At 66.1% G+C, this 19,599-nt stretch carries 21 protein-coding genes and 1 other RNA gene; 13 read left to right on the forward strand and 9 right to left on the reverse strand.

Annotation, left to right across the window (positions count from 1 at the left end; translation table 11 throughout):
* Nucleotides 1-36 precede the first annotated feature (36 nt).
* From lon to ffs, 4 genes are all read right to left on the reverse strand, one after another.
* Nucleotides 37-2,433: an endopeptidase La gene (gene lon / locus SGRAN_RS12205; protein ID WP_067184000.1), complete on the reverse strand. Its 2,397-nt coding sequence runs from the start codon at nt 2,431-2,433 to the stop codon at nt 37-39.
* 154 nt (nt 2,434-2,587) lie between these two features.
* Entirely contained in the window at nt 2,588-2,923 is a 336-nt protein-coding gene (locus SGRAN_RS12210) for a YbaB/EbfC family nucleoid-associated protein (RefSeq protein ID WP_067107723.1), read from the reverse strand.
* The gene (locus SGRAN_RS12215) at nt 2,920-4,626 is read right to left on the reverse strand and encodes a DNA polymerase III subunit gamma/tau (RefSeq protein WP_082737230.1); all 1,707 of its coding nucleotides are present in this window, start codon (nt 4,624-4,626) and stop codon (nt 2,920-2,922) included. Before SGRAN_RS12215 ends, SGRAN_RS12210 begins: the two co-directional genes overlap by 4 nt.
* A gap of 102 nt (nt 4,627-4,728) precedes the next feature.
* An RNA gene (gene ffs, locus SGRAN_RS12220) (signal recognition particle sRNA small type) lies at nt 4,729-4,826 on the reverse strand.
* 118 nt (nt 4,827-4,944) lie between these two features.
* Between ffs and SGRAN_RS12225 the strand changes: the two genes are divergently transcribed.
* The gene (locus SGRAN_RS12225; protein WP_067184002.1) at nt 4,945-5,376 is read left to right on the forward strand and encodes a DUF6841 family protein; all 432 of its coding nucleotides are present in this window, start codon (nt 4,945-4,947) and stop codon (nt 5,374-5,376) included.
* 7 nt (nt 5,377-5,383) lie between these two features.
* On the opposite strand, the gene SGRAN_RS12230 is transcribed toward SGRAN_RS12225, so the two are convergent.
* The gene (locus SGRAN_RS12230; RefSeq protein WP_148650866.1) at nt 5,384-5,722 is read right to left on the reverse strand and encodes a 2Fe-2S iron-sulfur cluster-binding protein; all 339 of its coding nucleotides are present in this window, start codon (nt 5,720-5,722) and stop codon (nt 5,384-5,386) included.
* Nucleotides 5,719-6,804, reverse strand: coding sequence for a cysteine desulfurase family protein (locus SGRAN_RS12235; protein WP_067184007.1), 1,086 nt, complete (start codon nt 6,802-6,804; stop codon nt 5,719-5,721). Before SGRAN_RS12235 ends, SGRAN_RS12230 begins: the two co-directional genes overlap by 4 nt.
* Nucleotides 6,805-7,056: 252 nt before the next feature.
* Here SGRAN_RS12235 and SGRAN_RS12240 point away from each other — a divergent pair, with 252 nt between their 5' ends.
* Nucleotides 7,057-7,713: an alpha/beta hydrolase gene (locus SGRAN_RS12240; RefSeq protein ID WP_067107735.1), complete on the forward strand. Its 657-nt coding sequence runs from the start codon at nt 7,057-7,059 to the stop codon at nt 7,711-7,713.
* Between the two features lie 23 nt (nt 7,714-7,736).
* On the opposite strand, the gene SGRAN_RS22590 is transcribed toward SGRAN_RS12240, so the two are convergent.
* The gene (locus SGRAN_RS22590; RefSeq protein WP_169799658.1) at nt 7,737-7,901 is read right to left on the reverse strand and encodes a hypothetical protein; all 165 of its coding nucleotides are present in this window, start codon (nt 7,899-7,901) and stop codon (nt 7,737-7,739) included.
* A 114-nt stretch (nt 7,902-8,015) separates the two neighbouring features.
* Here SGRAN_RS22590 and rpiB point away from each other — a divergent pair, with 114 nt between their 5' ends.
* Genes rpiB through SGRAN_RS12265 form a run of 5 tightly spaced genes read left to right on the forward strand, consistent with a single transcriptional unit; the run spans nt 8,016 to nt 11,203 of the window.
* Nucleotides 8,016-8,465, forward strand: a complete 450-nt coding sequence (gene rpiB / locus SGRAN_RS12245; protein WP_067184009.1) for a ribose 5-phosphate isomerase B — start codon at nt 8,016-8,018, stop codon at nt 8,463-8,465.
* Nucleotides 8,462-9,769, forward strand: coding sequence for a serine hydroxymethyltransferase (glyA, locus tag SGRAN_RS12250; RefSeq protein WP_067107740.1), 1,308 nt, complete (start codon nt 8,462-8,464; stop codon nt 9,767-9,769). Before rpiB ends, glyA begins: the two co-directional genes overlap by 4 nt.
* A gap of 4 nt (nt 9,770-9,773) precedes the next feature.
* Nucleotides 9,774-9,992: a hypothetical protein gene (locus SGRAN_RS12255; protein ID WP_067187067.1), complete on the forward strand. Its 219-nt coding sequence runs from the start codon at nt 9,774-9,776 to the stop codon at nt 9,990-9,992.
* Between the two features lie 3 nt (nt 9,993-9,995).
* Complete coding sequence (nrdR, locus tag SGRAN_RS12260) at nt 9,996-10,466, forward strand: transcriptional regulator NrdR (protein ID WP_067107743.1); 471 nt, start codon at nt 9,996-9,998, stop codon at nt 10,464-10,466.
* Nucleotides 10,463-11,203 carry an RNA methyltransferase gene (locus SGRAN_RS12265; RefSeq protein ID WP_067184011.1) on the forward strand — a complete coding sequence of 247 codons (741 nt, stop codon included), beginning with the start codon at nt 10,463-10,465 and terminating at the stop codon, nt 11,201-11,203. The genes nrdR and SGRAN_RS12265 overlap by 4 nt, the downstream gene beginning before the upstream one ends.
* Here SGRAN_RS12265 and SGRAN_RS12270 read toward each other — a convergent pair.
* On the reverse strand, nt 11,200-11,505 hold the full coding sequence (locus tag SGRAN_RS12270) for a chorismate mutase (RefSeq protein WP_067107749.1): 306 nt from the start codon (nt 11,503-11,505) through the stop codon (nt 11,200-11,202). The two genes, SGRAN_RS12265 and SGRAN_RS12270, sit on opposite strands and share 4 nt — an antisense overlap.
* Before the next feature lie 200 nt (nt 11,506-11,705).
* On the opposite strand from SGRAN_RS12270, the gene rpsD reads away from it, so the two are divergent.
* The 5 genes from rpsD to SGRAN_RS12295 all read left to right on the forward strand — a co-directional run bounded on the left by rpsD (nt 11,706) and on the right by SGRAN_RS12295 (nt 17,032).
* Nucleotides 11,706-12,317, forward strand: coding sequence for a 30S ribosomal protein S4 (rpsD, locus tag SGRAN_RS12275; protein ID WP_067107752.1), 612 nt, complete (start codon nt 11,706-11,708; stop codon nt 12,315-12,317).
* Between the two features lie 185 nt (nt 12,318-12,502).
* On the forward strand, nt 12,503-14,179 hold the full coding sequence (locus SGRAN_RS12280) for a M28 family metallopeptidase (RefSeq protein WP_067184013.1): 1,677 nt from the start codon (nt 12,503-12,505) through the stop codon (nt 14,177-14,179).
* Between the two features lie 138 nt (nt 14,180-14,317).
* A complete protein-coding gene (locus SGRAN_RS12285) occupies nt 14,318-15,301 on the forward strand; it encodes an agmatine deiminase family protein (RefSeq protein WP_067184015.1) in 984 nt (327 codons plus the stop codon).
* A gap of 137 nt (nt 15,302-15,438) precedes the next feature.
* Nucleotides 15,439-16,290, forward strand: coding sequence for an N-carbamoylputrescine amidase (gene aguB / locus SGRAN_RS12290; protein ID WP_067107761.1), 852 nt, complete (start codon nt 15,439-15,441; stop codon nt 16,288-16,290).
* Nucleotides 16,291-16,336: 46 nt separating this feature from the next.
* Nucleotides 16,337-17,032 (forward strand): Crp/Fnr family transcriptional regulator, encoded by a 696-nt coding sequence (locus tag SGRAN_RS12295; RefSeq protein ID WP_067107764.1) that lies wholly within the window; start codon nt 16,337-16,339, stop codon nt 17,030-17,032.
* On the opposite strand, the gene SGRAN_RS12300 is transcribed toward SGRAN_RS12295, so the two are convergent.
* Entirely contained in the window at nt 17,033-17,704 is a 672-nt protein-coding gene (locus tag SGRAN_RS12300) for an OmpW/AlkL family protein (protein ID WP_067184018.1), read from the reverse strand. It lies immediately after the preceding gene.
* A 229-nt stretch (nt 17,705-17,933) separates the two neighbouring features.
* Here SGRAN_RS12300 and ccoN point away from each other — a divergent pair, with 229 nt between their 5' ends.
* Nucleotides 17,934-19,592: a cytochrome-c oxidase, cbb3-type subunit I gene (gene ccoN, locus SGRAN_RS12305; RefSeq protein ID WP_067107770.1), complete on the forward strand. Its 1,659-nt coding sequence runs from the start codon at nt 17,934-17,936 to the stop codon at nt 19,590-19,592.
* Nucleotides 19,593-19,599: the final 7 nt, after the last annotated feature.

Genomic DNA, 19,599 nt, shown 5'->3' on the forward strand with positions numbered 1-19,599 from the left:
AAAGCGCTCCGTACGCCACGCCCGGTCGGCGCCCGGTCAGTGCCGGATCGCCGATTCGGGGTCGGCGCCGGGCGCCAGCGGTGGCGACGCGGCCAGTTCGTCGGCCTCGGTCCACTCGATCGGTTCGACGGGTCCGGTCAACGCTTCGGCCAGGACCTGATCGGCGTGACTGACCGGCACGATCCGGAGCTTCTCGGTGATATTCGCCGGAATCTCGACCAGATCCTTCTCATTCTCCTCGGGAATCAGGACGGTCGTGATGCCGCCGCGCAGCGCCGCGAGCAGCTTTTCCTTGAGCCCGCCGATCGCGAGCACCCGCCCGCGCAGCGTCACCTCGCCGGTCATCGCGACATCCTTGCGCACCGGGATGCCGGTGAGCGTCGACACCATCGCGGTCACCATACCGACGCCCGCCGACGGACCGTCCTTGGGCACCGCGCCTTCGGGCAGGTGGATATGGATGTCCTTGCGCGCGAACAGGCTGGGCTTGATGCCATAGGCCGGGGCGCGCGCCTTCACGAAGGACAGCGCGGCCTGCACCGATTCGGTCATCACCTCGCCGAGCTTGCCGGTCGTCCGCACCTGGCCCTTGCCGGCGACGGTCACCGCCTCGATCGTCAGCAGTTCGCCGCCGACCTCGGTCCACGCCAGACCGGTGACCGCACCGACCTGATCCTCGCGATCGCCGACGCCGTGGCGGAATTTCCGCACGCCGGAAAACTCGGCCAGATTCTCGGGCGTGATGGTGACGCTCGTCGCCTTGCCTTCGAGAATCTTGCGCAGCGCCTTGCGCGCCAGCCGCGCGATCTCGCGCTCCAGCGTGCGGACGCCCGCTTCACGCGTGTAGTAACGGATGAGGTCGCGCAGCCCGTCTTCGGTCAGTTCGAACTCGTCGGGCTTCAGCCCATGCGCCTCGACCTGCTTGGCGATCAGGTGACGCTTGGCGATCTCGACCTTCTCGTCCTCGGTATAGCCTTCGAGCCGGATGATCTCCATGCGGTCGAGCAAAGGCTGCGGCAGGTTGAGCGAGTTGGCCGTCGTCACGAACATCACGTCCGACAGGTCGACGTCGATTTCCAGATAATGGTCCTGGAACTTCGCATTCTGTTCGGGATCGAGCACCTCGAGCAGCGCCGACGCCGGGTCGCCGCGGAAATCCTGGCCAAGCTTGTCGATCTCGTCGAGCAGGATCAGCGGGTTCATCGCCCCCGCCTTCTTGAGGTTGGTGACGATCTTGCCCGGCAGCGAGCCGATGTAGGTGCGGCGATGGCCGCGAATCTCGGCCTCGTCGCGCACGCCACCCAGCGACTGGCGCACGAACGCGCGGCCCGTCGCCTTGGCGATGCTGCGCCCCAGCGAGGTCTTGCCGACGCCCGGCGGGCCGACGAGGCACAGGATCGGCCCCTTCAGCTTGTTGGTCCGTGCCTGCACCGCGAGATATTCGACGATGCGGTCCTTGACCTTTTCGAGCGCATAATGGTCGTCGTCGAGCACCGCCTGCGCGGTGGCGATATCCTTCTTGAGCTTCGACTTCTTGCCCCAGGGCAGGCCGAGCAGCGTGTCGAGATAGTTGCGGACGACCGTCGCCTCGGCCGACATCGGCGCCATCGCACGGAGCTTTTTCAATTCGGCTTCGGCCTTGGCCTTGGCTTCCTTCGACAGCTTGAGCGTGTCGATCTTCGTCTGGAGTTCGGCGAGGTCGTCGCCGCCCTCGCCATTGTCGTTGCCGAGTTCGCGCTGGATCGCCTTCAACTGTTCGTTGAGATAATATTCGCGCTGGCTCTTCTCCATCTGCCGCTTGACGCGGCCGCGGATTTTCTTTTCGACCTGCAGCACGCCGAGTTCGCCCTCCATGAAGGCGAACACCATTTCGAGCCGCTTGGCGGGCGCCTCTTCCACAAGCAGCGCCTGCTTGTCGGCGACCTTGATATTGAGGTTGCCGGCGACCGAATCGGCGAGGCGCGAGGCGTCGTCGATCTGCGAGAGCTGGACCGCGGTTTCGGCGGGCATCTTCTTGTTGAGCTTCGCATATTGCTCGAACTGGTCGACCACCGACCGCATCAGCGCGGCGGTGTCGACGCTGTCGTCGACCGCGTCGGCGGCGGGCTCGACGGTCGCCATCACGGTCTTGTCCTCGGTCGCGAGGTCGATCAGCCGAGCGCGCTGCTTGCCCTCGACGAGCACACGGACGGTGCCGTCGGGCAGCTTCAAAAGCTGGAGCACCGTCGCGATCACGCCGGTATCGTAAAGATCGTCGCGTGCCGGATCGTCCTCGCCCGGATCGAGCTGGGCGACGAGGAAAATCTCCTTGTCGGCCTCCATCGCCGCCTCGAGCGCCGCGACCGACCGGTCGCGGCCGACGAACAGCGGAACGATCATGTGCGGGAAAACGACGATGTCACGTAGCGGAAGAAGGGGAAAGGTCTGGCTCATCAGGGCTCCTGGAAGGCGTTCCGAGCGGGCGCGCCTCCCTGTTCATAGGGTCGTTATCGCTAATATGGCGTAACCTGCCGCCTATTCAATGACACGGGGCTGAACGGCCACCTTCCGACCGCCGCGAACAGGGGGTCAGGGCGCCGGAGAGACCTCAGAACGGCAGCTTGAAGCCCGGGGGCAGCGGCAGGCCGCTCGTCATCTTGCCCATTTCCTCGTTGCTCGCCTGGTCGGCCTTGTCGCGCGCATCGTTGAAGGCGGCGGCGAGCAGGTCTTCGAGCATCTGCTTTTCGCCCGGGACCATCAGGCTGTCGTCGATCGCGATGCCCTTGATCCGCCCCTTCGCGCTGGCGCGAATCCGCACGAGCCCGCCGCCCGAGACGCCTTCGACCTCGATCGTGTCGAGCTTGGCCTGCGCCTCCTGCATCTGCGCCTGCACCGAGGCGGCCGCTTCCTGCGCCGCCTTCATCATTTCCTCGATGGATTTCATGACTGGAACCTTTGCTGATGATGCTCGTCCTCGACAAGCCTTGCGTCGGGAAAAGCCGCCAGGGCGGCCTTCACGACCGGCAGTTCGCGAATCCGCGCGTCATTGTCGGCGCTCTTCGCTTCCGCCACGTCCTTCAGGCTCGGGCGCGCCTCGCCTTCGCCGGCGCGCACCTGCCAATGACTGCCCGTCTGCGCGCGCAACACCTCCCCCAGCCGGCGCGCGAAATCGCCGTCGAGCGTCGGGACCGCGGCGAACACCAGCAGCCCGGGCTCCAGCTCGATCACGCGCACCTCGTCATGGACCTGCCGTGCGAGCTGCTGGTGCCCGCTGCTGTCGAGAAGATGATGAATCTGCCGGATGGTGAGCGCCGCCACCGGAGTCTCGGTGGGCGCCACTGCCGCGCTCTCCGGTCCGGCCGCCGCGGGACCCGGCGAAGGGGGCGCCGACAGGGCGGACGCACCGCCCGCCTCGATGCGCTTCGCAAGCTCGCCCGGATCGGGCAGCGAGGCGGCGTAGATGACGCGCAGCAGCAGCATTTCGAGATGTTCGAGCGGATTATTCGCGCGCAGCACCTCCTCATGCCCCTTGAGCAGGAGCTGCCAGAGGCGGTTCAGCGGCGCGAAGCCCAGCTTCTGCGCCCAGTCGCCGATGCGCGCGCGGTCATCGTCCGACAGCGCCGGGTCCTCGTGGCGCGACACCTTGGCAAGGGTGACGGCATGCGTAAGGTCCATCAGTCCGCGCACCATCGCGACGGGCTCGATCCCCAGCGCATATTGGGCGCGGGCGAGGTCGATCGCGCCGCCCGCATCGCCCTCCAGGATCGCCGCCATGAGTTGCGCGATCGTCGAGCGATCCGACAGGCCGAGCATCGTACGCACCTGCTCGGCGGCGATCCGGCCACCGCCGCCGCCGGATTCGAGATCGGCGTGCGCGATCGCCTGATCGAGGATCGACAGCCCGTCGCGCACCGAACCCTCGGCCGCATTGGCGATCAGCCAGATCGCCGGCGCCTCCGCCTCCACCCCTTCCTTCTGGAGGATGGCGCTGAAATGCGCGAACAGCATGTCGGGGGTGATGCGGCGGAGGTCGAAGCGCTGGCAGCGCGACAGCACCGTCACCGGCACCTTGTTGACCTCTGTCGTCGCGAACAGGAACTTGACGTGCGGCGGCGGTTCCTCAAGCGTTTTCAGCAGCGCGTTGAAGGCGTTGCGCGACAGCATGTGCACTTCGTCGATGATGTAGATCTTGTAGCGTGCCGACACGGCGGCATAGCGCACCGCCTCGATGATCTCGCGCACGTCGTCGACGCCGGTGTTCGACGCGGCATCCATCTCGATCACGTCGATATGGCGGCCTTCGGTGATCGCGCGGCACGGTTCGCAGACGCCGCACGGATCGATCGTCGGCCCGCCCTGCCCGTCGGGACCGATGCAGTTGAGCGCCTTGGCGATCAGCCGCGCGGTCGAGGTCTTGCCGACACCGCGCACCCCGGTCATCAGGAAAGCATGCGCGAGCCGATCGCGGGCGATCGCATTGCCGAGCGTGCGGACCATCGCGTCCTGGCCGATCAGTTCGGCAAATGTCTGCGGCCGATATTTGCGCGCAAGGACGCGGTAAGGCCCGGCCTGCGCGGCGGGCTGCGCCGGCGTTTCGGGCAGGTCCATTCCCGGCATCGCGGGTTCGTCGTCGGCGGAATCGCTCATGCGCCCGTCTTAGGGGCGGCCGGAGCGCTTGTCGAAGGGGAATGCGAGGCCGCCGCGCCCACATGCTTACGTCATCCCGGGGTGACGATTCAGACATGTCGTGAGGGTGGGAGCCGGAACGACCCGCAGCGAATTCGTTGCGGCTGCTTCCTTCCGGACCTGACCGGGTTGGCGAAGACTGCGTCCGCCCGACTCCCGGCGCGGATATGGCGGCGGATCGCGCGAAATGCAAGCAGGAGCCGTTCTGTAGGCGTCTTCCGGATTTGAATTTCCATTTCCGGCTTCCTACAGATCGTGGCCGCACCCGGAGGACGGACGATGGAAGCCAGCGTAAGAAGGTTCTTCGAAAGATATGAGAGCTTCTTCAACCGGTCCCTCGCCGGCGACACCGATATGAAGGAGGTCGCGGCGCTATACGCGTCGGAGTTCATCGCAGCATCGCCCGCGGGCGTGATGACCGGCAAGAACGACGACCAGCTGAAGCAGGTCATGGCGCAGGGCTATGAACGCTATCGGGCGATGGGAACGAAGGAGATGCGGATACGCGACATCCGCGTTTCCCCCATGGATGAGCATCATTGCGTGGCCCATGTCGCCTGGACGGCATATTATGCCCGCAAGGACGGACCGGACGTGACCATAAACTTCGATGTCCACTATTTCGTTCAGAAACTGGACGGCGAACCAAAGGTTTTCGGCTGGGTATCGGGCGACGAACAGGCGCTTCTGAAAGAGCATGGCATCGTCTGAGGCCGATTCAACGCGCGCCCTGCATGTTGCGGCTTTCCCCCGGGATATGCACGGTCAGCCCGTCGAGCGCCTCGGTCAGCACGACCTGGCACGACAGGCGGCTGGTGCGGCGGGCGCCGGCGGCGAGGTCGAGCATATCCTCTTCCTCTTCGCTCGCGGGCGGCAGGCGGTCGAAATCCTCGCGTGCGACAATGACGTGGCAGGTCGAGCAGGCCATCTGGCCTTCGCATGTGCCCTCGAGCGGCATCAGATGCGCCTGCGCGACGTCGAGCAGGATGTCGCCGGGGACCGCCTCGGCCTCGGTGCGGCCCTTGCCATCGGCGTGGATGAAAGTGACGCGCATCAATCGACTCCCTGCAGCCGCGCCGCGTCCCTGATCGCGGTCAGGCCGTCGCGCAATTCCGCCTCGCTGGTATAGCGCCCCCAGCCGAGGCGGATCGAGGCGCGCGCGTCGGCCTCGCCCACCCCCATCGCGCGCAACACATGGCTGACCTTTCCGGAGCCGCTGCCGCACGCGCTGCCGAGCGAGAAGGCGACGTTCCGCGCATCGGACATCAGGCGCAGTCCGTTCACCCCCTCGCGCCGGATATTGAGATTGCCGTGGTAGCGCCGCTCGACCGAGCCGTTCACCGTCCATCCGGGCAGGCCGTCGAGCGCGAGCGACCAGAGGCGCTCGACATGGCGCGCATCGGCTTCGGCGCGCTCCGCCATCAGCGCCGCCGCCGCGCCGAAACCAGCGCACAGTGCGGGCGACACGGTGCCCGACCGCATTCCCTGTTCCTGCGCGCCGCCGAGCAGCAGCGGCGGCAGGTCGACGCCGTCCTTCACCCACAGCGCGCCGATCCCCTTCGGCCCGTGAATCTTGTGCGCCGACAGCGCGATCAGGTCCGGCCCGTCGGAGATCGCGACGCGGCCGTAACCCTGTACCGCATCGCACAGCAGCAGGCTTTGCCTCGCATGCGCGGCGGCGACGAAATCGGCAACCGGCTGAATCGTCCCGACCTCGTTGTTCACCAGCATCGCCGCGACGATGCCGCCCTCCGGAATCAGCGCCGCATCGGGGGACAGCGCCAGCCCCTCGCCATCGACCGGCAGGACCGCCGCATTCAGGCGTTCGAGGCATTGCAGCGACGCGGCATGTTCGATGGCGAGCCCCGCGACGCCGCCCGGCTTCGCCTCCGCTCCGCGCAACAGCGCCCAGTTGAGCGCCTCGGTCGCGCCCGAGGTGAAGAAGACGCGCCCTCCCTTCGGCAGCAGCGCCGCGACCTGGTCGCGCGCGACCTCGACCGCGGCGGCGGCGGCGCGGCCGGCCTTGTGCGTGCTCGACGGATTGGCGAAGCTGTCGCCTTCATCCCCCAGCCAGCGCAGCATCGCCTCGCGCGCTTCGGGAGCGAGCGGCGTGGTGGCCTGGTAGTCGAGGTAGATCATTCCGCGAGCCTCTATTCTTCCGTCTCCATCCTCGTCACCCCGGACTTGATCCGGGGTCCCGCTCAGCGACGTGGGAAAGCGGGACCCCGGATCAAGTCCGGGGTGACGAATGAAGGGTAATCACCATCTTATTGCGAGCGATTCGCAAAAGTTGCAACTTGCCACCGATTTTCTATATAGGCGCCAATTCCGCTCCGCCACCCCGTACCCCACGCGAATCGGTGGCCAGCCCGACACAGATAAAGGTGCTCCATGCCCGACGTCATTTTCCCCGGCCCCGAGGGCCGCATCGAAGGCCGCTTCTCTCCCCCGCCGCGCCCGCGCGCGCCGGTCGCGCTGATCCTGCATCCGCATCCGCAGGGCGGCGGCACGATGAACGACCGCATCACGCAGGCGATGTACAAGAGCTTCGTCGCGCGCGGCTTTGCGACCCTGCGCTTCAACTTCCGCGGCGTCGGGCGCAGCCAGGGGACGTTCGACAACGGCATCGGCGAACTCTCCGATGCCGCGTCGGCGCTCGACTGGGTGCAATCGATCCACCCAGAGGCGCAGACGACCTGGGTCGCCGGCTTCAGCTTCGGCGCCTGGATCGGCATGCAGCTTCTGATGCGCCGTCCCGAGATCCGCGGCTTCCTGTCGGTGGCGCCGCCCGCGAACATGTATGATTTCAGTTTCCTCGCGCCCTGCCCTTCGTCGGGGATCATCGTCGCGGGCGGCGCGGACGAGATCGTGCCGCCCACCGCGGTGCAGAAGCTGGTCGACAAGCTGCGCACGCAAAAGGGCATCACCATCCATCACGACGAGATTCCGCGCGCGAACCACTTCTTCGAGCATGAACTCGACCAGTTGATGAAGAGCCTCGACAATTATCTGGACATGCGGCTCGCGCCCGATTCTCCGATCCGGTAACAACCCGTCGCGGGGGCGACGGATCAGGTCGTCGGGATCAGCCAGATCGCGACATTGGCGAACATCACCAGCGCCGCGACGAACATCAGCAGTGCGCGGCGCCGGTCTCCCTTGCGAAAGAGATAGGCGCCGCCGCCGGTCAGCGCGACCCCGGTGAACACCAGAACGGACATGATCGTGTCGGACATCGCGCCGCCTTATCGCCCGCGTCACAAATTTACCACCTCGCTTATGGCAAAGCGGGGCGGCTTCGCCTAAAGCGCGCTCATCCGATTCCCTCGAAACCCAGCGGGAGACGCGCCATGCGCATCGCCATTGCATCCGACCATGCCGCATATGAGCTGAAGGCCCTGCTGGCGGAATGGCTGCGCGGCGAGGGGTACGAAGTCGCCGACCTCGGCACCAACGGGCCGGAATCGGTCGATTATCCCGATTATGGCTACGCTCTCGCCGATGCGGTCGCGAGCGGCGACGCGGAGCGCGGCGTCGCGCTGTGCGGGTCGGGCATCGGCATCTCGATCTCGGTCAATCGCAACCCGGCGTGCCGCTGTGCGCTCGTTTCCGAACCGCTGTCGGCCAGGCTCGCACGCGAGCATAATGACGCGAACGTCATCGCGATGGGGGCGCGGCTGACCGGCATCGACATGGCGAAGGCGTGCCTGACCGCGTTCCTGTCCACCGATTTCGCCGGCGACCGCCACGCGCGCCGCGTCGACAAGCTTTCCAACCCGCAACTGGAGACCAGCCGATGACCACAGATACGCTCGACAAGCCCATCAAATCGGCCGGTTATTTCACCGACGGCGTCGGCACGACCGACCCCGCGGTCGCGGCGGCGATGCAGCATGAGCTGGAACGCGAACGCTATCAGATCGAACTGATCGCGTCCGAGAACATCGTTTCCAAGGCGGTGCTCGAGGCGCAGGGATCGGTCTTCACCAACAAATATGCCGAAGGCTATCCGGGCCGCCGCTATTATCAGGGCTGCGGTCCGTCGGACGAGGTCGAGACGCTGGCGATCGACCGCGCGAAGCAGCTTTTCGACTGCAATTTCGCCAACGTCCAGCCGCATTCGGGCGCGCAAGCGAACGGTGCGGTGATGCTGGCGCTGACCAAGCCGGGCGCGACGATCCTCGGCATGAGCCTCGACGCCGGCGGCCACCTGACGCACGGCGCCGCGCCGGCGCTGTCCGGCAAATGGTTTAACGCCATCCAATATGGCGTGCGCGCCGACGATCATCTCGTCGATTTCGACCAGGTCGAACGCCTTGCCAAGGAGCATCGGCCGGCGCTGATCATCGCGGGCGGTTCGGCCTATCCGCGCACGCTCGACTTCGCGCGCTTCCGCGCCATCGCCGACGATGTCGGCGCGCTGCTGATGGTCGACATGGCGCATTTCGCGGGCCTCGTCGCGGGCGGCGCGCACCCGTCGCCGATGGAACATGCGCATGTCGTCACCACGACGACGCACAAGACGCTGCGCGGCCCGCGCGGCGGCATGGTGCTGACCAATGACGAAGCGATCGCGAAGCGGATCAACTCGGCGGTCTTCCCCGGCCTGCAGGGCGGTCCGCTGGTGCATGTCATCGCCGCGAAGGCGGTCGCCTTCGGCGAAGCGCTGCGCCCCGAGTTCAAGACCTATGCCAGGGCGACGATCGCCAACGCGCAGGCGCTGGCGAACCGGCTGAAGGCGCGGGGCGCCGATATCGTCGCGGGCGGCACCGACACGCACCTCGCGCTGATCGACCTGCGCCCGCTCGGCATCACCGGCCGCGACGCGGACGAGGCGCTCGAACGCAGCGCGATCACCTGCAACAAGAACGGCGTCCCCTTCGACCCGCTGCCGCCGGTCAAGACCAGCGGCATCCGCGTCGGATCGCCCGCCGGCACGACGCGCGGCTTCGGCATCGCCGAATTCGAGGCGATCGGCGACATGGTCGCCGACGTGCTCGAAGCGCTGCGCGACAAGGGCGAGCAGGGCGACGCCGATGTCGAGGCCGACGTCCGCGCGCGCGTCCGCGCCCTGTGCGAACGCTTCCCCATCTATCAGGGATAGGATGATGGCGCGCCAGCACCCCGAGGAGCCGACGCTGGTCGAACTGACGATCGAAGAGGTCAAGGCGATGGGCCGTCAGGGGATGGACCATCCCTCGACGCGCCCGGTGCTGACCGGCGGGGCGATCGGCGCGGTCGCCGGTGCGTTGCTGCCCGTCGTGAGCTGGCCGGTCGGCCTGCTCGCGGGGGCGTCGATCGCGCTCTATGGCCGGGTGAAACGCTGAGCGATGCGCTGTCCCTATTGCGGCCATGAAGACAGCCAGGTGAAGGACAGCCGTCCGACCGAGGACGGCGCCGCGATCCGCCGCCGCCGCCAGTGCGAGGACTGCGGCGCGCGCTTCACCACCTTCGAGCGCATCCAGCTTCGCGAGGTCGCGGTGCTCAAGGCGGGCGGCAGCCGCGAACCCTTCGACCGCGAGAAGCTGATGCGCAGCGTCCAGATCGCGTGCCGCAAGCGCCCGATCGACGGCGCGCGCATCGAGCGGCTGGTGTCGGGCATCCAGCGCCAGCTCGAAACATCGGGCGAGAATGAGGTGAAAGCCTCGCAGATCGGCGCGATGGTGATGGAGGCGCTGAAAGGCTTCGACAGCGTCGCCTATATCCGCTTCGCCAGCGTGTATCGCGATTTCACCGAAGCGAAGGATTTCGAGGAGTTCGCCTCGACGATCAACGAAGCGGCGCACAAGGGCGGCTCGTGACCAAGGCGCCCGCCCCGGTTATCGTCCTCGTCCGTCCGCAGCTCGGTGAGAATATCGGCACCGTGGCGCGCGCGATGCTTAACTTCGGGCTGACCGAACTCCGCCTCGTCGCCCCGCGCGACGGCTGGCCCAATCCGGCCGCCGGCCCTGCGGCGTCGGGCGCCGACGTCGTGCTTGCCAACGCCCGGGTCTTCGACACGCTCGCCGATGCGGTCGCCGACTGCACTGACGTCTACGCCACGACCGTGCGCAAGCGCGGCGTCACCAAGCCGGTGCTGACGCCCGAAGCCGCCGCGACGCAGGTTCATGCCACGTCCGGTCGCTCGGCCTATGTCTTCGGCCCCGAACGGTCGGGGCTCGACAGCGACGATGTCGCGCTCGCGCACAACATCGTCACCGTGCCGATCAATCCTGCTTTCGGATCGCTGAATCTGGCGCAGGCGGTGATCCTGATCGCCTATGAATGGTCGAAGGGCGAAGCGCTCGCGAGCCCGCCCGAGGTGCCGCTCGATCCCCCTGCTCCGCATCGGGAACTGGAGGATCTGATCGATCACCTCGTCCGCGATCTCGATGCGGCGGGCTATTTCTTTCCGCCCGAGCGCACCACCGCGACGCTGCGCACGCTTCGCACCGCGCTGACCAAGACGGGATGGTCGCACAATGATATCAGGATGATGCACGGCATCGTTACGACGCTGGGGAAAGCGCGGAAATCGACTCGCGGCGGCGATAATTAGGCGCGCAGATCGTCCCAGCGGTCGAATTCGTGCGCGATCGACTGTTCGACCAACTCGTTCCACACGGCCCGGATGCGCGCCGCGTCGAGCCCCGCCGCTTCGGCCGCGCGTCCGACATTGTCGAGCACCTGCGCCTTGCGCGGCTCGTCGCGGACCGCGCCGCGCTCAGCCTTGATCCGCGCCGCCGCGTCCATATAGCCGAAGCGGCGCGCCAGCAGCGCGACCAGTTCGCGGTCGACCTGGTCGACCCCTTCGCGCACCTCGATCATCGTCTGGCATTGTTCGGGCGGTTTGGCTGTCATGTGCGTCGCCTTTAGCGGCTTTTTCGGCGCTGTCGAGCGGGTCGCCGCACTTGACTCGGACACACGCTCCGTCTAACCGCGCGCCTTCGCAATGGACCCCGCACCCCGGTGAAGCGGCGGTCGCGCAGGAAGGCTTTCCTGTGGTGCGACCCGGGACACAAGCCGAAATCCCTCGGCACACAGCAGATTGGAGACGACCGATGTCGAAGCGCCATAGCGCCAAGTACAAACTCGACCGCCGCATGGGCGAGAATATCTGGGGCCGCCCGAAGAGCCCGGTCAACCGCCGCGAATACGGCCCCGGCCAGCATGGCCAGCGCCGCAAGGGCAAGATGTCCGACTATGGCATCCAGCTTCGCGCCAAGCAGAAGCTGAAGGGTTACTACGGCGACATCACCGAAAAGCAGTTCAAGAAGAACTATATCGAAGCCGCGCGAATGAAGGGCGACACGAGCCAGAATCTGATCGGCCTGCTCGAACGCCGCCTCGACGCGATCGTCTACCGCGCCAAGTTCGCGCCGACGATCTTCTCGGCCCGCCAACTCGTCAGCCACGGCCACGTCTATGTGAACGGCGTCAAGTGCAACATCGCGAGCCGCCTCGTGAAGCCGGGCGACGAAGTCACGCTGGGCAAGAAGGCCCAGGAAATGGCGCTGGTCGCCGAAGCGCAGAGCCTGCCCGAGCGCGACCTGCCCGAATATGTCGCGGTCGACGGCACCAAGGCGACCTTCGTCCGCGTCCCCGCGCTCGACGAAGTGCCCTATCCGGTGAAGATGGAACCGAACCTGGTCGTCGAATTCTATTCGCGCTGATCGGTCCGGATCACGAAATCAAAGAGGCGGTCCGGCAACGGGCCGCCTCTTTTCGTTCACCCCTAATCTTCGCAGGCGCGTCAGGGATCGCGATCACCCTGTTCATGTGTGGTCTCCACGCCCTTGCATCGGTCCGACCGGGCTGCCAAAAGACGCCCTTCGTCGATTTTCGAGAAGGAATTTCCATGCCCCGCACCTCTCTGGTCGCGCTTTCGGTCACGGCGCTGCTCGCCGTTGCCGGGTGCAGCGCTCCCGACAAGGCGGCCTCTTCCGCCCTGCCCGACGTGCAGTTTCCCGAACTGTCGCTCCAGACGCTTCAGGACGCGACGAAGGAATTGTCGTCGGACGCCTACGAGGGGCGTGCGCCGGGCACCGCGGGCGAGGAGAAGACGCTCGCCTATCTGATCAGGCAGTTCGAGGCGGCGGGGCTTCAGCCGGGCAACGACGGCAAGTGGACGCAGGACGTGCCGCTGGTCGAGATCACCGCGAAGAATGCGACGCCGCTGACCTTCACCGGCGGAAAGACGCCCGTAACGCTGCAATATGCGAAGGATTATGTCGCGTTCAGCTATCGCGTCCAGCCGAAGACCGAAGTCAAGGACAGCGACGTCGTCTTCGTCGGCTATGGCATCAACGCCCCCGAAAAGGGGTGGAACGACTATGCCGGGCTCGACGTCAAGGGGAAGACGGTCATCATTCTCGTCAACGATCCCGATTGGCAGACCAAGGAAGCGAAGGGCGAATTCAACGGCCGTGCGATGACCTATTACGGCCGCTGGACCTATAAATATGAGGAAGCGGCGCGGCAGGGCGCGGCCGCGGCGCTGATCGTCCACGACACCGAACCCGCCGCCTATGGCTGGAACGTCGTCGAGTCGAGCAACACCGGCACGCAATATCTGGCCGACAGCCAGAATGGCGGCGCCGACCAGACCGCCGCCAACGGCTGGATCCAGCTCGGCAAGGCGAAGGAATTGTTCGCGAGCGCCGGGCAGGATTTCGACAAGCTGCGCGAAGCCGCGGGCAAGAAGGGCTTCAAGGCGGTCCCGCTGACCGGGGTCAAGGCCTCGCTGGGCTTCGACAACGCCATCACCAAGAAATTGTCGCACAATGTGGTCGGCATCCTGCCGGGCGCCAAGCGGCCCGACGAATATGTGCTCTATACCGCGCATTGGGATCATCTCGGCCGCTGCACGCCGGTGAACGGCGACGGCATCTGCAACGGCGCGGTCGACAATGCGACCGGCACCGCGGCGCTGATCACGCTCGCGCAGGCCTATCAGAAGGCCGGGGCTCCCGACCGCAGCGTCGTCTTCGTCGCCGTCACGGCCGAAGAATCGGGGCTGCTCGGATCCGAATATTATGCCGCCAATCCGATCTTCCCCCTCGCCCAAACGGTCGGCGGGGTGAACATGGATGCGCTGAATCCCAACGGCCCCGCCAAGGACATCGTCGTCGTCGGGCGCGGCAAGTCGGAACTCGATACCTATCTCGAAAAGATCGCCAAGGCGGCGAACGTCACGATCGTCGACGAACCGACGCCGGAAAAGGGCTTCTATTACCGGTCCGACCATTTCAGCTTCGCCAAGCGCGGCGTGCCCTTCTTCAACTTCGGCGCCGGCCAGGATCTGGTCGAAGGCGGCACCGACGCCGGCAAGAAGGCGTCGGAGGATTATGAGAAGAACCGCTATCACGCCCCCGCCGACGAATATGCGGCGATCAAGAACTGGGACGGCATGCTCGCCGATCTCAAGCTCTTCTATGCCGCCGGCCGCATGCTCGCATCGACCGACGCCTGGCCGAACTGGGTGAAGGGCGACGAGTTCCGCGCCGCGCGCGACAAGTCGCGCCCGACGAAGTAGGTCGGAGTCCGCTCCTCGTCATGGCGAGGGGCGACGCGGCACGGTAATCTCCGGCTGCCGTCCCGAAAGGGGCGCCGGCTGGAGATTGCTTAGCCCTGCTCGCCATGGCGGAGCAGGAAACAAGGATCGAGAGCAGACATGACGTTGCGCATGGCCGCCGAATGGGCGCCGCACGAAGCGGTGTGGATCGGCTTCCCGCACCTCGACGCGGAGTGGGCGGGCCGGATCGACGCCGCGCGCCGCGACGTCGCGGCGTTCGCCAATGCGGTCCATGACGGCGGCCGGGGCGAAGAGGTGCGGCTGGTCGTCAACGACGAGCGCCAGGCCGAGGTCGCGGCGGCGCTCGTCGATCCGGCGGTGCGCATCCTCGTCCAGCCGCTCGGCGACATCTGGCTGCGCGATACCGGGCCGATCGTCGCCGGAACCGGCGCGGCGCGACGGGCGCGAAACTTCGAATTCAACTGGTGGGGCGAGAAATTCGTCATGCCCGGCGACCAGGAGGTCGGCGCCGCGCTCGCGCGTGCCGGCGGCCTGCCGGTCGACGATCAGGACTGGGTGCTCGAAGGCGGCGGCATCGACGTCGACGGCACCGGCCTTTGCGTCACGACCGAGGAATGCCTGCTCAACACGAACCGCAACCCGACGCTGACGCGCGAGGATATCGCGGTGCGGCTTCACCAGTCGCTCGGCATCGAGCGGCTGCTATGGCTGGGCAATGGACTGATCGGCGACCATACCGACGGGCATGTCGACAATCTGGCGCGCTTCGTCGGCGAGGGGCGGCTGGCGATTCCCATGGCGACAGACGATCATGACCCCAACGCTTCCGTCTATGCCGACGCGCGCGCGCGCACCGCGGCGTTCGGTGGGATCGAGATTGTCGATCTACCCTCGCCCGGCCGCATCGAAATCGACGGCGACCTTGCGGCGGCGAGTTATATGAATTTCTATATCGGCAACAGCGTGGTAGTCGTCCCGACCTATGGCGCGGCGAACGACCGGGTGGCGGTCGACACGATCGGCGCGCTGTTCCCCGATCGCCGCACGGTCGGGATCGATGCGCGCGGGATCATCGTCGGCGGCGGCAGCTTCCATTGCTCGAGCCAGCAGCTTCCGGCCTAGGGCGGATCGCCATTCAGCCCTGACGGCTTGCAAATGGCGGCTTTTCGGCTCGCTATCTTCTGAATGGCGATCCGTCCTAGCATCGGGCGCAAAGCCCCCTATATTCCGGCTCGTTTCGAGCCCATCACGGATCCGCCATGCCCCGCACCCTCACCGTCGCCGCGCTTCAGCTTCCCCTGCCCGGTCCCGTCGAACCCAATATCGCGGCCGTGTCGACACTGGTCGAAGAGGCCGCAGCGCAGGGCGCGCAGGTCATCCTGCCGCCCGAACTGTTCGAAGGCCCCTATTTCTGTCAGGTCGAGGAAGAGGAATTGTTCGCCGGCGCGCGGCCGACCGCCGAGCACCCGAGCGTCGTTGCGATGCGGGCGCTCGCCGCCCGACTGGGCGTCGCCATCCCGACCAGCTTCTTCGAGAAGGATGGGCCGCATTACTACAACACGCTCGCGATGATCGGCCCCGACGGCGCCATCATGGGAACATACCGCAAGAGCCACATTCCCGACGGCCCCGGCTATGAAGAGAAATATTATTTCCGCCCCGGCAACACGGGGTTCAAGGTCTGGGACCTGTTCGGCACGCGGATCGGCGTCGGTGTCTGCTGGGACCAATGGTATCCCGAATGCGCGCGCGCGATGGCGCTGATGGGCGCGGAACTGCTTTTCTATCCGACTGCGATCGGATCGGAGCCCTATGACCCCGACCTCGACACGAGCCAGATGTGGCGCCGCGCGATGCAGGGGCACGCGGTTTCGAACTGCATGCCGGTGATCGCCGCCAACCGCATCGGCACCGAGGGCGAATCCGATTTCTATGGCCACAGCTTCATCAGCGACGAGTGGGGCAATTTGTCCAAGGCGTTCGGAGCGGTGGAAACGGGTGTGCTGGTCGAGACGATCGACCTCGACCGCGCCGCTAAGCATCGGGCAGGAATGGGTTTCTTCCGCGATCGCCGCCCGCAGCTCTATGGCCGGCTGGTCGAGGACGTCTGACCCTCGCTCCATTGCGTCCGCGACGGACCGATGGTACCTTTAAATCATGAATTCCTGCGATGCCTGCGTCGTCCGCAACCGGTCGATATGCGCTGCGCTCGACTCCGTCGAGGTTGAGGCGCTCAATGCGATCGGCCGTCGCCGCACGCTGGAGCCGGGAGAGTCGTTGATCTGGGAGGACAGCGAGTCCGTCCTCGTCGCCAACGTCGTCGAAGGCGTGCTCAAATTGTCCACCGGTACCGAGGACGGGCGCGAGCAGATCGTCGGCGTCGTCTATCCTTCGGACTTCATCGGTCGGCCGTTCGGCGCCACGACGCCGCATTCGGTGACGGCGATGACCGAAGCGAAGGTCTGCGTCTTTTCGCGCACCGATTTCGACGGCTTCGCGAGCCGCCACCCCGCGCTCGAACACAAGCTGCTCCAGCGCACGCTGACCGAGCTCGACCGGACGCGACGCTGGATGCTGCTGCTCGGACGCAAGAATGCCGAGGAACGGGTCGCGACCTTCCTGCTCGACATGTCGGAACGGCTCGTCGATCCGGGCTGCGACACGCCCGACCAGCCGCTCGATCGCTTCGACCTGCCCTTCTCGCGCCAGCAGGTGGGCGACATATTGGGGCTGACGATCGAAACCGTCAGCCGTCAGTTCACCAAGCTGAAGCGCGACGGAATCGTCGACCTGCCATCGCGCCGCGCGGTCGTCATTCGCGACCGCGCGGAGCTGAAGGCACTCGCCGGCTGATCAGAAGCGCAGCGCGACCCCGGCGCTGATCACCCACGGGTCGAGCTGGTGGCGCGTTTCCAGCACCTTCGTGGTACCGGCGAACCAGCGCGCATTGGTGTCGATGAAATAGCGCTTGGCATCGAGGCTGACCGCAAGCCCAGTGTCATTCACCGGAATATCGACGCCCGCCTGCAGAGCGAAGCCGAGTTCGTTCGACATGTCGAAGCGCGTCGCGCCGAGCGTGCGCGTCGCGGCGCCGGGCTTTTCCTTGAAGAACAGGAAATAGGCCGGCCCCGCTCCGACATAGGGCGACACGCCGCCGGGATTGAAATGATATTTGACCGTGACGGTCGCGGGCACCAGCTTTGCGTTGGACACCAGTTCGGCGCCGGGAAGCCCCGCGGTTCCGTCGACGTCATGCTGCGTCATGCAGCAGATGGTTTCGACCGACACGGCGGGCGAGACGAAATATTCGATAGCCAGCGTCGGGACGACATTGTCGTTCGCGCTGGTCTGCGTGCCCGCGGGGAGGCCGATCAGGTCGGTGCGCACCTTGTCGATCTTGCCGTCGGGCAGCACGCCCGTCGCCAGCAGCTTGACCTGCAACCGGCCCTGCCCTTCCTGGGCATAGACGGGCTGGACGGCCGCGGCGAAGGCAGCGGTTGCCAGCAGGAGGGGAAGCTTACGCATGGATAGTCTCCGTGCGCCATAGCGGCCGCCCTTCGCGGCCCAGGGTGATTATGGCGCGGCGGCCTGCTGCGCCGCTTCACGACCCGCGACATTGATCCTGCGCAAAAAGGGTTCCGCCCCGCCGAAGCGGCGCGAAATATTGGTCGTTCCCGGCTTGATAATTGATCCGGATCAATGTTTCACCGACAGGCGGGGCGCAGGGCGGCCCCGTTCAGTAGGGGTAAGATTCATGGACAAAGTCGTAGCGCGCGGCGGCATCTGGATCGCCGTGATGCTGGTGGCCCTGGTGGCCGCGGCCACCGCGAAGGACGCCGGCTTCTCGATCCACATGACGATCGTCGCCTTCACGGCACTGGTCATCATGGCGATCGGCGTCTCCAAGGCGGATTATAGCACGATCGCGCGCGGCGTCCTGCGGATGCCGTCGGGCGAGACAACCTATGACGACGATCCGGTGCGCTGGGGCGTGCTCGCGACCGTCTTCTGGGGAATCGTCGGTTTCCTGGTCGGCCTCTACATCGCCCTGCAGCTCGCCTTTCCGGCGCTGAACCTCGGCCTTGAATACACGACCTTCGGGCGGCTGCGGCCGCTGCATACTTCTGCGGTCGTCTTCGCCTTCGGCGGCAACGCGCTCATCGCGACGAGCTTCTACGTCGTGCAGCGCACCTGTCGCGCGCGGCTGGCCTTCCCCGGGATCGCCCGCTTCGTCTTCTGGGGCTATCAGATGTTCCTGGTGCTCGCGGCGAGCGGCTATGTCCTCGGCATCACGCAGTCGCGCGAATATGCCGAGCCCGAATGGTATGTCGACCTGTGGCTGACGATCGTCTGGGTCCTCTATGGCGCGGTGTTCGTCGGCACGCTGCTGAAGCGCAAGGAGCCGCATATCTATGTGGCGAACTGGTTCTACCTGTCGTTCATCATCACCATCGCGATGCTGCACATCCTCAACAATCTGGCGGTGCCGGTGTCGTGGACGGGATCGCTGTCCTACTCGGCCTTCTCGGGCGTGCAGGATGCGCTGGTCCAGTGGTGGTACGGGCACAATGCGGTCGCCTTCTTCCTGACCGTGCCCTTCCTCGCGATGATGTATTATTTCGTGCCCAAGCAGGCGCAGCGGCCGATCTACAGCTATCGGCTGTCGATCCTGCACTTCTGGTCGCTGATCTTCCTCTACATCTGGGCGGGCCCGCACCACCTGCACTATACCGCGCTGCCTGACTGGGCGCAGACGCTGGGCATGGTCTTCTCCGTCATCCTGTGGATGCCGAGCTGGGGCGGCATGATCAACGGGCTGATGACGCTGAACGGCGCGTGGGACAAGGTGCGCACCGACCCGATCATCCGCATGATGGTCGTCGCCCTCGCCTTCTATGGCATGGCGACGTTCGAGGGCCCGATGCTGAGCGTCAAGGTCGTCAACTCGCTGTCGCACTATACCGACTGGACGATCGGCCATGTCCACGCCGGCGCGCTCGGCTGGAACGGGATGATCACCTTTGCCGCAGTCTACTACCTCGTTCCGCGGCTGTGGAACCGCGAGCGGCTCTACAGTCTGCGCATGGTCAACTGGCACTTCTGGCTCGCGACGCTGGGGATCGTCTTCTATGCCTCGGCCATGTGGGTTGCCGGCGTGACCCAGGGGCTGATGTGGCGCGAATATGGCGCCGACGGCTATCTGGTGAACAGCTTCGTCGACACGGTCGCCGCGCTGCACCCGATGTACCTGCTCCGCGCGTTCGGCGGCGTGCTCTACCTCGCGGGCGGCGTGCTGATGGTCGTCAACGTCTGGCGCACGATCCAGGGTCGCCAGCGCGAAGAGGCCCCGATGTCCTCCGCTCCCTATGACGCGGCTGCCGATCGCCCGATCGCGCCCGCCCCGGCCGAATAAGGATAGT

The sequence above is a fragment of the Sphingopyxis granuli genome, from assembly GCF_001559015.1.
GTDB classification, from domain to species: Bacteria; Pseudomonadota; Alphaproteobacteria; order Sphingomonadales; family Sphingomonadaceae; genus Sphingopyxis; species Sphingopyxis granuli.

What these genes read in the sequence shown, in the direction of transcription:
- nrdR (WP_067107743.1), top strand. Translation starts at nt 9,996, where the DNA reads ATGCGCTGTCCCTATTGCGGCCATGAAGACAGCCAGGTGAAGGACAGC.
- lon (WP_067184000.1), bottom strand. Translation starts at nt 2,433, where the DNA reads ATGAGCCAGACCTTTCCCCTTCTTCCGCTACGTGACATCGTCGTTTTC.
- SGRAN_RS12255 (WP_067187067.1), top strand. Translation starts at nt 9,774, where the DNA reads ATGGCGCGCCAGCACCCCGAGGAGCCGACGCTGGTCGAACTGACGATC.
- SGRAN_RS12300 (WP_067184018.1), bottom strand. Translation starts at nt 17,704, where the DNA reads ATGCGTAAGCTTCCCCTCCTGCTGGCAACCGCTGCCTTCGCCGCGGCC.
- SGRAN_RS12210 (WP_067107723.1), bottom strand. Translation starts at nt 2,923, where the DNA reads ATGAAATCCATCGAGGAAATGATGAAGGCGGCGCAGGAAGCGGCCGCC.
- SGRAN_RS12235 (WP_067184007.1), bottom strand. Translation starts at nt 6,804, where the DNA reads ATGATCTACCTCGACTACCAGGCCACCACGCCGCTCGCTCCCGAAGCG.
- SGRAN_RS12225 (WP_067184002.1), top strand. Translation starts at nt 4,945, where the DNA reads ATGGAAGCCAGCGTAAGAAGGTTCTTCGAAAGATATGAGAGCTTCTTC.
- ccoN (WP_067107770.1), top strand. Translation starts at nt 17,934, where the DNA reads ATGGACAAAGTCGTAGCGCGCGGCGGCATCTGGATCGCCGTGATGCTG.
- SGRAN_RS12285 (WP_067184015.1), top strand. Translation starts at nt 14,318, where the DNA reads ATGACGTTGCGCATGGCCGCCGAATGGGCGCCGCACGAAGCGGTGTGG.
- SGRAN_RS22590 (WP_169799658.1), bottom strand. Translation starts at nt 7,901, where the DNA reads ATGTCCGACACGATCATGTCCGTTCTGGTGTTCACCGGGGTCGCGCTG.
- aguB (WP_067107761.1), top strand. Translation starts at nt 15,439, where the DNA reads ATGCCCCGCACCCTCACCGTCGCCGCGCTTCAGCTTCCCCTGCCCGGT.
- SGRAN_RS12270 (WP_067107749.1), bottom strand. Translation starts at nt 11,505, where the DNA reads ATGACAGCCAAACCGCCCGAACAATGCCAGACGATGATCGAGGTGCGC.
- SGRAN_RS12280 (WP_067184013.1), top strand. Translation starts at nt 12,503, where the DNA reads ATGCCCCGCACCTCTCTGGTCGCGCTTTCGGTCACGGCGCTGCTCGCC.
- rpiB (WP_067184009.1), top strand. Translation starts at nt 8,016, where the DNA reads ATGCGCATCGCCATTGCATCCGACCATGCCGCATATGAGCTGAAGGCC.
- SGRAN_RS12240 (WP_067107735.1), top strand. Translation starts at nt 7,057, where the DNA reads ATGCCCGACGTCATTTTCCCCGGCCCCGAGGGCCGCATCGAAGGCCGC.
- SGRAN_RS12295 (WP_067107764.1), top strand. Translation starts at nt 16,337, where the DNA reads ATGAATTCCTGCGATGCCTGCGTCGTCCGCAACCGGTCGATATGCGCT.
- SGRAN_RS12215 (WP_082737230.1), bottom strand. Translation starts at nt 4,626, where the DNA reads ATGAGCGATTCCGCCGACGACGAACCCGCGATGCCGGGAATGGACCTG.
- rpsD (WP_067107752.1), top strand. Translation starts at nt 11,706, where the DNA reads ATGTCGAAGCGCCATAGCGCCAAGTACAAACTCGACCGCCGCATGGGC.
- glyA (WP_067107740.1), top strand. Translation starts at nt 8,462, where the DNA reads ATGACCACAGATACGCTCGACAAGCCCATCAAATCGGCCGGTTATTTC.